Source organism: Ensifer sp. R-19 (assembly GCF_049905105.1).
GTDB lineage: Bacteria > Pseudomonadota > Alphaproteobacteria > Rhizobiales > Rhizobiaceae > Ensifer.
In genome coordinates, this window is the sequence record NZ_CP184571.1 from 562,941 (window position 1) to 575,992 (window position 13,052).

14 protein-coding genes are annotated in these 13,052 nt (G+C 59.8%); 2 read left to right on the plus strand and 12 right to left on the minus strand.

Features of this window, described 5'->3' with window-relative positions; translation table 11 throughout:
* The first annotated feature begins 68 nt into the window (after positions 1-68).
* A complete protein-coding gene (locus ACN9MO_RS33175) occupies positions 69-1,565 on the plus strand; it encodes a cyclic nucleotide-binding domain-containing protein (RefSeq protein WP_425988658.1) in 1,497 nt (498 codons plus the stop codon).
* Between the two features lie 35 nt (positions 1,566-1,600).
* On the opposite strand, the gene ACN9MO_RS33180 is transcribed toward ACN9MO_RS33175, so the two are convergent.
* The 7 genes from ACN9MO_RS33180 to ACN9MO_RS33210 all read right to left on the minus strand — a co-directional run bounded on the left by ACN9MO_RS33180 (position 1,601) and on the right by ACN9MO_RS33210 (position 8,876).
* On the minus strand, positions 1,601-2,260 hold the full coding sequence (locus ACN9MO_RS33180) for a response regulator transcription factor (protein ID WP_112996568.1): 660 nt from the start codon (positions 2,258-2,260) through the stop codon (positions 1,601-1,603).
* A 46-nt stretch (positions 2,261-2,306) separates the two neighbouring features.
* Positions 2,307-2,660: a response regulator transcription factor gene (locus ACN9MO_RS33185; RefSeq protein WP_425988661.1), complete on the minus strand. Its 354-nt coding sequence runs from the start codon at positions 2,658-2,660 to the stop codon at positions 2,307-2,309.
* A gap of 98 nt (positions 2,661-2,758) precedes the next feature.
* The gene (locus ACN9MO_RS33190; RefSeq protein ID WP_425988664.1) at positions 2,759-4,678 is read right to left on the minus strand and encodes a PAS domain-containing sensor histidine kinase; all 1,920 of its coding nucleotides are present in this window, start codon (positions 4,676-4,678) and stop codon (positions 2,759-2,761) included.
* A 451-nt stretch (positions 4,679-5,129) separates the two neighbouring features.
* Positions 5,130-5,318 carry a hypothetical protein gene (locus ACN9MO_RS33195; RefSeq protein ID WP_112996565.1) on the minus strand — a complete coding sequence of 63 codons (189 nt, stop codon included), beginning with the start codon at positions 5,316-5,318 and terminating at the stop codon, positions 5,130-5,132.
* 251 nt (positions 5,319-5,569) lie between these two features.
* Positions 5,570-6,661: a threonine aldolase family protein gene (locus ACN9MO_RS33200; RefSeq protein ID WP_425988671.1), complete on the minus strand. Its 1,092-nt coding sequence runs from the start codon at positions 6,659-6,661 to the stop codon at positions 5,570-5,572.
* An 80-nt stretch (positions 6,662-6,741) separates the two neighbouring features.
* Positions 6,742-8,406, minus strand: coding sequence for an MFS transporter (locus tag ACN9MO_RS33205; protein WP_425988674.1), 1,665 nt, complete (start codon positions 8,404-8,406; stop codon positions 6,742-6,744).
* A gap of 23 nt (positions 8,407-8,429) precedes the next feature.
* Positions 8,430-8,876, minus strand: a complete 447-nt coding sequence (locus ACN9MO_RS33210) for a tautomerase family protein (protein ID WP_425988677.1) — start codon at positions 8,874-8,876, stop codon at positions 8,430-8,432.
* A gap of 162 nt (positions 8,877-9,038) precedes the next feature.
* Here ACN9MO_RS33210 and ACN9MO_RS33215 point away from each other — a divergent pair, with 162 nt between their 5' ends.
* On the plus strand, positions 9,039-9,515 hold the full coding sequence (locus tag ACN9MO_RS33215) for a MarR family winged helix-turn-helix transcriptional regulator (protein WP_425988680.1): 477 nt from the start codon (positions 9,039-9,041) through the stop codon (positions 9,513-9,515).
* A 77-nt stretch (positions 9,516-9,592) separates the two neighbouring features.
* Here ACN9MO_RS33215 and ACN9MO_RS33220 read toward each other — a convergent pair whose 3' ends face one another.
* From ACN9MO_RS33220 to ACN9MO_RS33240, 5 genes are all read right to left on the minus strand, one after another.
* Positions 9,593-10,174: a TetR/AcrR family transcriptional regulator gene (locus ACN9MO_RS33220; protein WP_425988683.1), complete on the minus strand. Its 582-nt coding sequence runs from the start codon at positions 10,172-10,174 to the stop codon at positions 9,593-9,595.
* A gap of 139 nt (positions 10,175-10,313) precedes the next feature.
* Positions 10,314-11,075: an SDR family oxidoreductase gene (locus ACN9MO_RS33225; RefSeq protein WP_425988686.1), complete on the minus strand. Its 762-nt coding sequence runs from the start codon at positions 11,073-11,075 to the stop codon at positions 10,314-10,316.
* A gap of 20 nt (positions 11,076-11,095) precedes the next feature.
* Entirely contained in the window at positions 11,096-11,434 is a 339-nt protein-coding gene (locus ACN9MO_RS33230; RefSeq protein WP_112996558.1) for a carboxymuconolactone decarboxylase family protein, read from the minus strand.
* Positions 11,435-11,655: 221 nt separating this feature from the next.
* The gene (locus ACN9MO_RS33235) at positions 11,656-12,126 is read right to left on the minus strand and encodes a DUF6130 family protein (protein ID WP_112996557.1); all 471 of its coding nucleotides are present in this window, start codon (positions 12,124-12,126) and stop codon (positions 11,656-11,658) included.
* A gap of 131 nt (positions 12,127-12,257) precedes the next feature.
* Positions 12,258-12,998, minus strand: coding sequence for a DUF6875 domain-containing protein (locus ACN9MO_RS33240; RefSeq protein WP_425988690.1), 741 nt, complete (start codon positions 12,996-12,998; stop codon positions 12,258-12,260).
* Positions 12,999-13,052 lie beyond the last annotated feature (54 nt).

A 13,052-nucleotide genomic window follows, 5' to 3' on the forward strand; every position in this document is an offset into this window, starting at 1 on the left:
GGACCCACCGATTCCTGATCCTAAAGCCTCCGGGCTCACCAGCCCGGTCGTACTGAGAGAACCGCGAGATGTTGGATGCCATTGCCGATCCGATGGTGCAGACCGGTCTGCTTGCAGCAGTGGGCGCGCTCGTCACGCGCCTGTTGCTTCGCAACCATCCAAAGCGCCGTATGGTGGGGCAGTTGGTCTTCTTCGTGGCGTTAACGACGCTGCTCCTCTATCACGACATCGTGCCCTACGCGCCAGGCCCGGCCGGCACTTCGATCCTGCAGAGGTTTTTTGTCGGCGTTGCCAAGACCATCTGGTGGATCAACGGAGCCTGGTCGCTGATCAGCGTCGTCCGAGTGTTTCTGATCTTCGAGCGGCAGCCGAGCGAGGTGCGTTTTCTGCAGGACCTGATCGTCGGGGTGATCTATGTGGGCGCGATCCTTTCGGTGGTTGCCTATGTCTTCAACGCGCCCGTCGGCACGCTGATCGCAACCTCCGGCGCTATCGCCATCATCCTCGGCCTCGCGCTGCAGAGCACCTTGAGCGACCTATTTTCCGGCATCGCGCTCAACTTCTCCAGGCCCTACGCAGTCGGCGACTGGCTGGTGCTCGGCGACAGTATGGTGGGACGGGTGAGCGAGACAAACTGGCGGGCAACGCATCTTCTGACTGGCGCCAACGACCTCATCATCGTCCCGAACAGCGACCTGGCGAAGGCGCGGCTGACCAATATCAGTAGCCCGGAACGGCGTCATGGCGTGACACTTGCCGTGCGGTTTCGCCCGACGCGAGCACCCTCGGCGATGATCGAGGTGTTGCGCTCGGTCCTACTCAGCAGCAATTCGATCCTTTCGGTCCCGGAACCCGGCATCCAGGTCACGATGCTGGACGGAAACGCGGTCGAATTGGAGCTTTCGTTCAGTGTCACCGATATCGCACAGGAGGGACGGGCCAAGACCGAGATCTTCGATCTGATCTACCGGCACGCCAAGGCAAGCGGGTTGCTCCTCGCGCCGCTGGCAGAAAGCAACGGCGCTACCTATACACCGGGAACGAGGGAGGATATGGCGCTTGGCCAACACACAACCCCGCATCGTCTTCTCAACGCCATCGCGCTTTTTGGCTCCATGAGCGAAGACGAAAAGGAGGCGCTGGCTGCGACCATGGTCCGCCGGACCTTCCGCAAGGGCGACATTCTTGTCCAGCAGGGGGCGATACTGACATCGCTGATGGTCATTCGCACCGGCACCGTTTCCGTTACCCGCCGCGAAGACGAGCGGCAGACGGAGCTGACACGGTTCGCTCCGGGCGACTATTTCGGCGAGGCCGGGCTTTTGACCGGCGCTGGCGAACCCGGAACCATCGAGGCGCTGACCTTCGTGGTCGTCTACGAGATCACGCAGGAGGGCCTTTCTCCGCTTTTGCGCGACCGGCCGGCCATTGCCGACGCACTCGGCGCGGTCTTGTCGAAACGGGTCGCAACGCAATCGCTGCGGTTGGCCCATGCCCACGACCTCGGTGCAACTTCGGCCCCCGGACTGACGGAGCGCATGCGGCACCTCTTCGACTTGCAATAATAAGCGATAGGCTGCGTGTCGGGTGACGAGGCGATCTACTGCGTCAGTGCGCGGTATCGGGCAGCGGACGTATCGCGGACGCCCAGCTCTTCCGCCATGCGAACCAGATCGGCAAGCGATTGGGCCTGCATCTTGCGCATCATATTGCCGCGATGGATCTTGACGGTGACTTCACTGAGACCGAGTTGACCGGCAACCTGTTTGTTCAAAAGGCCCGCGGTCACCAGCGACATGACTTCCCGTTCTCGCGGGGTTAGCAGTTCGTAGCAGGCGCGCACAGTCTCGCCCTTTCGCTCTGCGAGGCGGCGATCACGATCCTTGCTGATGGCCTCCCGTATGGACGTCAGCAACGCGTCCTCATCAATGGGCTTGGAGAGAAAGTTCACGGCACCTGCCTTCATTCCGCGCACCGTCTGCGGAATGTCGCCATGGCCGGTAATCAAGATGACCGGTACGGGAACCAGGTTGTCCGACAGGAGCTTTTGGAAATCCAGCCCGTCCGCGCCTTGCAGGCGGATATCGAGGAGGAGGCAGGTCGCGTGATCGGCCTCCGCGCAGGCCAAGAATTCGTCGGGCGTGGCGAATGTCCGTACTGCAAAACCTGTCGCGCGCAACAGGCTGTCCAGCGATCCGCGGATATCTGCATCGTCGTCGATGACACAAATCAAGTTGGCTGTTTCACCTGGAATGGTCATTATACGTCCTCATCGTTCTTGCCGTCACCAGATGCCAGTGCTTCGGCTATCGCAGGATTTCCTCAAGTTTCTCAAGCAATGCGTCCGGGTCGAGCGGTTTTTCGAAAAAGGCCGCAGCGCCAAGCTGGGACGAGACCCTCCGAGCAGCCATTGCCGGAAATGCCGTCATGACCACAACCGGGAAACGCCTGCCCATCCTGTTCAGCTCCCGTTGCAAGCCCAAGCCATCAAGGTCCGGCATATGCAGATCGGTAATGAGGCAATCGGCAGTCGTGCTGTAGGAAGACGTCAGAAAGAGTTCCGCGGAGTCGAATGCACGCACGTACAGCCCTGCCGCTCGAAGGTAGTTTGCGAGGCTGGATCGGACGCCGTCATCGTCGTCGACAATGCAGATGGTCACTGGATGTCTCAAAGGGGTGCTCCTGCCCGGCCATTTGACGTCCGGATGTCCAAAAATACGCCCCTCGTGGTCCCATCACTATCATACCCTAGTCGTAGCTAAGTCTTCATTTCCGGTGCTGCTGGGGGAAGAGTAAAGGATATCGTCGCGCCGTGACCGGCGTTGTTGACTGCGTGAATTCGTCCGGCTTGCGCCTCAACGATCGACCGGCAAATGGAAAGCCCCATTCCCATGCCTTCACGCTTCGTCGTGAAAAACGGTTCGAAGATCCGGGCAGGATCACCGGGGATGCCGCTGCCGGTATCTCGAACGCTGACGCGCACCATCCCATCGGTATCGGCCGTGAAATCGACGCGCAGCTCATGTCTGCGGCCGTCGATGCCGCGCATGGCGTGGATGGCGTTGATGGCCAGGTTTACCAGAACCTGCTGGATCTGCACCCGGTCACCCATCACCGACACCGGTCCTTCGCGGTTCGTAACACGTACGGCAATATGATGCTGGCGCGCCTCGCGCTCGATGAGTGCCAGGGACTCGTCCACCAGTTCGGCGAGGTCCAACTGTACCGTCTCGATGGGGCCGCGTTTGGCGAGCGTACGAACCCCCGCTATCACATCGGAGGCGCGGCTACTGTTAGAGACGATCTCATCGAGGCAGTTGATCGCCTCGACTATGTCGGGCTCCTGTCTCGACAGCCAACGCTTGGCCGATTTGCCATAGGTGATGATGGCGGAAAGCGGCTGGTTCACCTCATGGGCGATTGAGGTGGCCAATTGGCCGAGGGTGGAGATCCGCGCGGCATGCGCCAGCTCGGCGGACGTTTGCTCCAGCTTGGCGCGCGCTTCATTGCGCTCGGTCATATCGAGCGCCATCACCAGTACCCGCGACCAGGGCTCGGCATCTGGAAGCTGTCGTACACGCAACAGCACGTCGATTGAACGTCCCGAAAGCGCCAGGTAGCGCACTTCGTATTCCGGAAGGTCGGCCCCCCCCCCCATCAATGAAGCGAGAACCTTGGCGAATTCTGCCTCCGAGCCGGTCGGGACGCGGGCAAGTGTACTATTGCCGAGCAGCATTTCGCGCGAAGGTGCATCAAACAGCGAAAGCGCTGCTGTGTTGACATCGCGCACGTAGACGCGGGCGAGGGCGTCCCGCAAGATTTCGGGGTGGTTGCCGAGCCAATCAGCCCAGTTCGCGCCAGCCGGCAACGTCCGACATACGTGCGCATGGAGTTCGGTCCAATCCGCCTCCCACATTGCAAAGGCAGCGCCGTTGAAAATGGTCTTGTACCGTTCCTCTGATCGTTGCCGCTCGGCCTCGACACGCTTGTGCTCGGTCACATCGGCACTGCTCTCGATCACGCCAATCGCATTCCCTTCTGGATCACGGCGCAGCAGCCAGCGACTGGCAAGAACGATTTGTGTGCCATCTCGCCGTGTGCGGGTAAGTTCTCCCGACCACTGCCCCGCCTGTTCCAGTGCGGCACCCACGTCCTGCATCAGGAAGTTGCTCTGAAGCAAGCGATTGCAGCTTTGGCCGATGGCTTCGTCACGGGCCCATCCATAAAGAGCCTGTGCACCGTCGTTCCAGTAGATGATGTTGTCGTTCCTATCGCAAATGATGACCGTGTCGTGACTGAGTTCGAGTAGGCGTGCCTGCTCGGCAAGTGTGGTGCGAGCTGATCGATCCCGCATCGACAATAGTGTCGCGGCCGAGATGGCGACGAGGCTGACCCCAAACCGTACCGTAGCCGAGTCAAGCAAATTCCCCATGTGATCGATAAGGAAGGCGAACAGGGCAAGTACAGCGCAAGCGACACCCGCGAGTAGCACTGTGCGATGCGGACTGATTTGCGCGACCAGAAGTATGACGATGACGTATAGGACGGCGACGGCACCCTGCAATGGGCTCCATAGGTCGAGTGCAAACACCGCAAGGGTGATCAAGCTGGCGGCCGTGGCAACAAGCCGCTTGCGCCGTAGGTTTCGGGATGCGGCTACAGTTGTCAGATCACCCATACCGCGGTTCATGTTCGGTTGCCGATCCTGTCTCCCTGTTGTTCGCATCCCTTGGTGACTAGCGACGGCGATGACATGGTCCGCTCCTGCCGTTGATCTGATTCAACACAGATCGCCCAGTAGGTGAGGTAAAGCTATTGCACGATAGTATTGGCCGTGCAGTCGAACTTGCGTGGAAGGAGTAATTCGGGGGCGCACCGGGCGGGTTAGTCAGATGTTGTTCTCATTTTGCGATCCGGGGCGGAACGATCAACACACCCGATGAGACCGGGTCCGCGATGGCCGTAGGCGCCGGCCAATCTTGAACACGACACTGTTTCCCTGCTGTCGGATATGCATCGCGGGCGCCGAAGCGCCTGCGATGCTGGCAGCTGGCGGGCTCGAAGTTGTAAACACGCTTCCGGCCCTTGTTCTCCGCCGTAACGCTACGGACGGCGATACCCAGAAACCATCAGTTGGCCGCCTTTGCGCTGGTGTTGGTGCTCGCAGATTTGCCAGCCTGTTGAACAAACGATGTGGCCCGGTGCGAAGCGTGCGAGTCAATGCCTTCGTAATAACGGCCAGTGGCGGATGCGGTGCCGACACTTGCGATTGCGGCGAACGAGGCAACAGCGGCGATGATAAGGTGCTTGGCGATCATTTGATTTCTCCTTTTTGAACGCCAGACCATCCGGCGTTGAGAGAAGGTTGCCATTGCATCTGAATTGAGGAAATCGACTCAAAGTATGATCGCATCGCCGATTGGAATACCCAACGCGTCGCTTTGAACGTGATCGCAAATTCGAACATTAAATGTGCTTGTCGCGTTCTTTTGGCGTCGCATAATGTATCGACGGGAACCGACCTTGTCGTCGCCCGTCCGAACCATCCCCGCGGATTGCGATGAACGGGTTAGTACCCTGCGCCGCGCTGCATTTTTTCCTCGGCGACGCTGGTAACAACCGGTACTGCTGAGAGGCTCTCTTCGACAATCTTCAAGGCCTTAACGACATCGTCCTCTGCGATGTCCAGATAAAACACCGCGCGCACAGCATCTGCTCCGGAGGGTAGCATGAAGAGCCCGCGCCTGTGCGCCTCTTCGACAAAATCCGATGCCCTTGATCGTGTCAGACGGAAGCGGACGATGTTCGTTTCGACGGTTGAAAGATCAAGGGCGATGCCGTCGAGTTCTGCCAGTCGTTCGGCGAAGCGGCGCGCATTGGCGTGCGTTTCTCCCAGCCGCGAGCGATGGTTCTCAAGAGCATGGAGCGCGCCAGCTGCGATGATCCCAGCTTGGCGGAACCCGCCACCGATCTGCTGCTTGAAGCGTCGCGCACGCGTGATGAACTCCTTGGTGCCCGCCAGGCATGAGCCAACCGGTGCGCCGAGCGCCTTGGAAAAACATACGCTGACCGTGTCGAAGCCGGCGGCGTATTGCGATTCCGGAATGCCGGTGGCGGCAGTCGCATGCCAGAGCCTGGCACCATCGAGATGCAGCGCCACGCCCCGCGCACGGGCCACGTCGACGACTGCCGAAATTGCCTCCATCGGCCAGACCGATCCGCCGCCGATATTATGGGTGTTTTCCAGGCAAAGCAGCCGAACAGGGGCGGGGATCGTTGCCGGGAAGAAGGGATGAGGCTGGCCCAGGGCCGCCGCTACGTCCCCGGCGCTGAAGATGCCCCGAACGCCCGGAAGAAGCCTGGGCAAGACGCCGGCAAAGGCTGAAGGGGCGCCGCCTTCGAGGATGTAGACATGTGCGTTCTGGTCGAACATCACGGCGTCGCCCGGCTCTGTGTGAGCGCGGATGCCGACCTGATTGGTCATGGTGCCGGTCGGCATATAGACCGCATCCTCTTTGCCGAGCAGTTCTGCGGTTGCGGCTTCCAGCGCCTTCACCGTAGGATCGTCGCCATAGACGTCATCGCCGACATCGGCATTGGCGATAGCCTCGCGCATCGCTTTCGTCGGACGGCTGCAGGTGTCACTTCTCAGATCAATCATTTTAACCTCCCAACCCCAATGGGGCTTGTGACGAATTCCGGCGCGGCCGTCCGCGTCGTCGCTACGGCCGCGCCATATTGCTAATCGCTGAGGCGGTTCTTCGCCGTCTCGGGAAGGAAGAAAATGGCCACCACAAGGGACAGGGTGGCGATAACCACCGGGTACCAGAGGCCATAGTAGATATTACCCGTGGCGGCGACGATCGCGAAGGCCGTTGTCGGCAGGAAACCACCCAACCATCCGTTGCCGAGGTGGTAGGGGAGAGACATGGCGGTATACCTGATGCGGGTTGGAAACAACTCGACAAGCGTCGCCGCGAGCGGGCCGTAGACCATGGCGACGAGCGTGACGAGGCATATGAGGACCAGCATGATCCGGCCAAAGCTCATCTCGTGAGGGTCGGCCTTGGTAGGATAGCCGACACTCGCCAAGAGTTCGCCAAGCTGCTTGCCGAAGACTTGACTGCGTGCCTTTGCGGTTGCGGGATCAAGTCCTCGCGCCTCGAAACCGTCAATGCGTCGATCGCCGACGAGCACATGGGCGGTGTCGCCTGGGGCGGCCTCCTTGTTCGAATAGTTGACCGATGCCTTTGCCAGGAACGATTTTATGATGTCGCAGGAACTGGTGAAGGCCGAGGTCCCAACAGGGTTGAACTGGAACGAGCAGGTTTCAGGGTCTGCCACCACCACCACCGGAGACGATTGAATAGCCGCGGCGAGTTTGGGGTTCACGGCGATCGTCAGCTGTGAAAACAGCGGAAAGTAGAAGACGACCGAGAGGAGGAAGCCCGCCACCAGAATGGGCTTGCGGCCAATCCTGTCGGAGAGCCATCCGAAGAATAGAATGAGTGGCGTGCCGGCGACGAGCGCGAACCCGATAAACAGGCTGGCGGTCACCGAGTCGACCTTGAGGGTCTGGGTCAGAAAAAAGAGTGCGTAGAACTGCCCAGTGTACCAGATCACCGCCTGGCCAGCGACGATGCCAAAAAGTGCAATCAGGATCAGCTTGACGTTGCTGGCTGACGCGAAGGTTTCCGTCAGCGGGGCTTTCGAGGTCTTACCTTCAGCCTTCATCTTCAGAAACAGCGGGGATTCGTTGAGCGACAGACGGATCCACACGGAAATCGCCAGCAAGCAGATCGAAAACAGGAACGGGACACGCCAGCCCCAGGACGCAAACGCTTCTTCTCCGAGACCGGTGCGAACGACCAGAATGACAATGAGCGACAACAGGAAGCCCAAGGTGGCCGTGGTTTGGATCCAGGCGGTGTGGAATCCGCGGCGACCCTCTGGTGCGTGTTCGGCGACGTAAATCGCAGCGCCCCCATATTCACCGCCAAGCGCAAGGCCCTGAACGATGCGCAAGGCGATGAGCAAGGCCGGCGCCGCAATGCCCCAACTTTCATAGGATGGCAGTATGCCCACGAGAAAGGTGGAAAGACCCATGAGGACAATGGTTGCGAGAAACGTGTACTTGCGGCCGATCATGTCTCCGTATCGGCCGAAGAACAGGGCGCCAAACGGACGAATTGCGAAGCCTGCTGCAAACGCGAGAAGAGCAAAGACGAAACCTGCCGTTTCGTTCACGCCCGAGAAGAACTGCGCACTGATGATTGCCGCCAGCGAGCCGTATAAATAGAAATCGTACCACTCGAAGACCGTGCCAAGTGATGAAGCGAGAATGACCTTTCGCTCGCTGCTACGCGCATAAGGTTTCCCGATTGTGGTTTCGATGATTGCCGTCATGGTTCCCTCCCAGGAATGAGCTCTCAGGCCGCAACACCGGCCCGCGCGAAATCGGCCAGCTTTTGCGGTGAAATGCCTCTTCGCCATTCATCCTCGGCACCCGGTTCGGGAAGAAACCTGCCGAACTCCAGCATCTGGGGAGCAGCAATGTCCTGCAGGTAGATCCAGACATCCTCCTGGCCGACATCTGCGATCTCCAGCAGTCGGTCACGGACGCCGGACATCAGTGATTGCTTGACCTCTTCCGTGCGCCCGGCTCGTATCAATCCGTGCACGAAGACGTGCGGCGAGCGGTTCGTCTTGCCGCCAATGAAGTGCTCGCCTTCGTCGAGCGCCCGGAAGATCACCTGTGCGAAGAAACCGGGAGCGCCAGTGCTGCCGTGGTGTTCTTGTGTGATCGCTTCAGCGATCTTTTCCTTCTGGGAAGTCGAAAGGGTGAGGTTGGCGCTAGTGACTGTGTAGGTGGGCATTACATCTCCTTCGAATATCGATGCATATACATGCGTATGATCGAGGTGCCCTTGTTGCGAGCGAAACGAGGATACCCGTTATCGATGTATATGCAAGCAAAATTTATTGTACATGCATCGATCTCATGCTAGAGTCGCCACAAATGAGGACTGCAACCAATCATGTTCACTGACTGCTATTGTACCCAGTTCCGCAGGTCTGCCCGTGCGTTGACGAAGCTCTACGACGCGGCGCTCAAGGACCACGGCATTCGAATAACCCAGTTTTCGCTGCTACGTGCGCTCAGGCGTCTCGGTGCTGCGACCTTTCGCGAACTCGCTGAGGAGGTGGTGCTGGACACCACGACGATATCGAGGAACGTCAAGGTTCTCGACGGGGCAGGGTGGGTGACATTTGAAGCAACCGACGACGGGCGTGAAAAGAAGATCAAGCTCAGCGAGGCCGGCGCGCGCAAGCTCGATGCCGCAACGGAAAGCTGGCGTGTCGCCCAGGGGCAGATCCTCTCCTCCGCAAAAGAGATCTTTGCTCTCTCAATCGATGATCCGCTCATCGATACGCTTGAAAAGTTGCAGGCACTCTCGGGCGACGCCGATTTCACGGAACCAGCAGAGATGCCGCGGCGGCGTCAAAAGGCATAGGTCCTGGCCGGGCGCTTAAACTTTGGGACACGCGCCGCCGAATTGCGCCGAGGCACAACCGTGTGGGCGGACGAGTGCTATTTGAGAGAGGCGCTGAGCGGCAACCTGGCCAGTTGCAAAAGGGCAGACAGATCCATGCGACGGCCATCCTGCATCGCCCAATCGATGAAGCTGGAGCCCTCCATCAGGCTTAACAACAGATAGGCCTTTTGCGCGCTATCGCTGCCCGGAGGAAGTTCTCCAGTTGCGGCTGCCGCATCGAGGACTTTCGTCAGCCATTTAAGCTGCAGGTCGAAGAATTCCCGAGTAAGTATCTGCAATCGCGTGGGAAGGGCGGCCATCTCTGCGGCGAGCGCGCCGCAAAGCGGAAGCATGCCCACCTCCGCGCCGGCTCGGAAGCCCTCTCTGAAGCCTGCCAATCTGCTGTCCAGCTTATCCGAGGCCGCCTCGATCTGGCTGAACCTGTCTCTGACCTGACGAACATAGTCCTCGACGATCGCGACGCCGAGATCTTCCTTGGTCGGGAAATAGTGATGAATACTCGCCTTCCTGATCCCGACTGTCTCGGCGAGATCAGCATAACTGAAAGCGGAGTAACCCTTTGAACGGAGCAATCGCTCAGCAGCGTCCATGATCGCGCCACGCGTGCTTCCCGTCATCTAGCTTCTCCCTATGCGTCGAACCGCAAGAGCGATCGAACTACCAATCAATCGGTCCATCCGTCAATTGTTGGCTGTGGCCGGCATCTGGAGTGATGCGGAAAGGCCGGGGGCGGAAAGGCCCCCGGCTGTAGCGCACTCAGAGTTCGCCGAAACCGCCGTCGACGACCAGCTCGGACCCGAGCATGTAGCTCGATGCATCGCTGGCAAGGAACATCACCGCAGCGGCAATTTCTTCCGGCTGTCCCAGGCGCCCGACCGGGATCAGTTTGCTCGCCGCCGAGAGGTAGTCGCGAAACTCCGCTTCTGTCTGCCCGGGGTGTTCCGACTGGCCGACGCCGCGAAGGATAGGTGTCTCAATGAGGCCCGGACTGACGGCGTTGACGCGAATGCGCCGGTCGAGCAATTCGGCCGACAAGGTGCGGGCGAGAGAGCGGACCGCCGCCTTTGAGGCTGAGAGCATCGCCCGACCAGGCACGCCGACGTGATTGAGCCAGGCGGTGTTCAGGATGATCGAGCCGCCGTCCCGCATGATCGGTTCCACCGCTTGAATGGAGAAGAACACGGACTTGACGTTCGTATCCATGAGGCGGTCGTATTGCGCTTCGTCGGTGGTGGAAAGGGGCGTCACATATGCCACACCGGCATTTGCAAAGAGGACGTCCAGTGCGCCGAAGGCCCTTTGAACGTCATCCGCCATCCTTTTCAGAGCGTCCCGAGAAAGTACGTCTGTCTGGAGGAGCAGAACATCCTGCCCAATTGTTTCTCGCGCCTGCTCAAGTGATGCCCGCTCGCGCCCGGTGATCGCAACGCGCGCACCGTTTTGATAAAGGAGTCTGGCTGTTGCAAGGCCAATGCCCGAGGTGCCGCCGGTGATAAGTGTTGTTTTGCCTTTGACCATGTTGGATTCCTTCCTTGTCGTTAGGCTTTGAGTTTGCTGACGGCGTCGAGCACGTGGCTGCTGTAGACCATGGCCGCGCCGGTATTGAGGTTGATCGCGACGCCAAGAGCCTCCGCGATCTCGTCGTCGCTAACGCCGAGTTTCACCGCCTCGGCCGAATGAAAGGCGATGCAGCCGTCGCACCGCGTCGTGACCGCGACTGCCAGGGCGATCAGCTCACGTGTCTTGGCATCAAGATGGTTGGTTTTGGCCCCGGCGCCTGCGAGCAGCGCTGCGCCGCGGATGGTATCGGGGGTGCGGGAGGCTAGTTCCTTCAGCCGCGCATTCACGTCTTGGATTCTCTTCTTCCAGTCGATCAATTTGGCGTCCTTCCTGTTGTGTTTTGCGTGCGGTTCGGCGGAGACGGTCGCGTCCGTCTGGAGCCCTCGAAACCGCGACGCGAAGTGCGTCTACCTACTAGTAGGTAGAATGTCAACTTGCGGCCTGGGCAGTAATTTATCTCCGTGGCAAACAGAGAAAGTTGTTCCCTTGGCGGCCCTCGCGTGCGTGGCGAAGCCTAGTGTTCCCTTTCGCTAACGCCTCACTTCAGATGGTCATGAGACAGTTTGGCGGACTGAGGCACCGTGAAGGGCACCGTTAGCACCTGGCCGGGGAAGACATTGTGATTGGGGTCGACAAGGGCAATTGTCACCTTGTGCGGGCCGGGCGGCAGTCCGGCGATGTCGACCGTATTGTTGTCGCTTGCATCGGCCCACCACCAGGGCAGGTCGTCGACAATGATGTGCAGATGTCCGACGCGCGGCGAAACCTGGAGCGCGCCTTTCCCGAATACCTGTTGGATACGTAGATTCTCGACCCGATACTGCGCCCAGAAGACGCCCTGGGACAGACCTTCTGGAAGCGGTGGATCGACGATCAGCTTCGGCGCGGGCTCGTTTTCGATCGCGACATAAGGTGAACCGCCGCGGATCTCCCTCGCGCTCTGGGCGAAGGCGCTCGTTGCGAACAGGGTGGCGATCGCCGCGGCGGCAATTGTCATGGTGGTATTCATGGCATCGTCTTTCCAAAATGAGTTGCGCACCTTCTCGGGGGCGTCAGTGGATCGGCGCGGGCCCGGTCTTGGGCGGCGCGTTGGTTTCAAGGATTGGGTAAAGATCGTGGACTTGCGGGAAGCGCCTTCCGCTAGTCCCGCTTCGCTTGCCACGGCAAGCGGCGAAGCTCTTCGGCAAGAGCCGAGACCGCGGACCTTCCGTGCCTGTGCGCCCAAAGTGCGAGCCAGTCCTCCTTGTCCAGGAAGAACTTCCAGTCAGTGACGACTGTCTTTCTCATCAGCAGAAATGGCACGGGCGCTGTAAACGGTCGAAAGCTGGAGTTGTAGAGCGCGGCCCCCTGGTTGGTTTCGAAGAATCCGCCCAGCACCATCCCATCGTCCGCGTAAGACGGAAGAGCTAGCCGCTGCAGGACATCGTCGAAGAGGGCGCCTGCGCGATCCGCCGGCAGGTCGGTGAAAACGACGATGATCGACTTGTAGTCGGCGTCCTCGCCTTCCACAGGTTTGGCATCGAGGAACAGTTTTTCGTAACCTACTACAAGCTGGGCAACGTCGGGAGCATCCCGTCCACCGACCCGTTCGGGAGCGAGCCAGAGTGTATTCAGCTCCAGGGCGCGCGGCACGAAGGGACAGACGGGCCCGGCGCGACCGAGATCCCCATTAGGCTTGGCGATGAAGCTCGTGATCCAGTCTGCAACGGCGCGAAGCGCACGAAGATCGACCTCCGCAAGCTTGTGTGGCCTGGTGGGGTCGTCGAGGTCTGTGAGGCGGAAGAGATTGGCGGTCTGTGCCGGCGCAAAATCTCCGCCTGGCGCGATGACATCTAAGGTGTCGGTCGCGATAGCTATTGGCGTCTCAATGTTCGTTCTCATCAATTTCTCCTCTGGTTTGCTTATTTCCACCTGCCTCTGAGGAAAGGGCGGAGT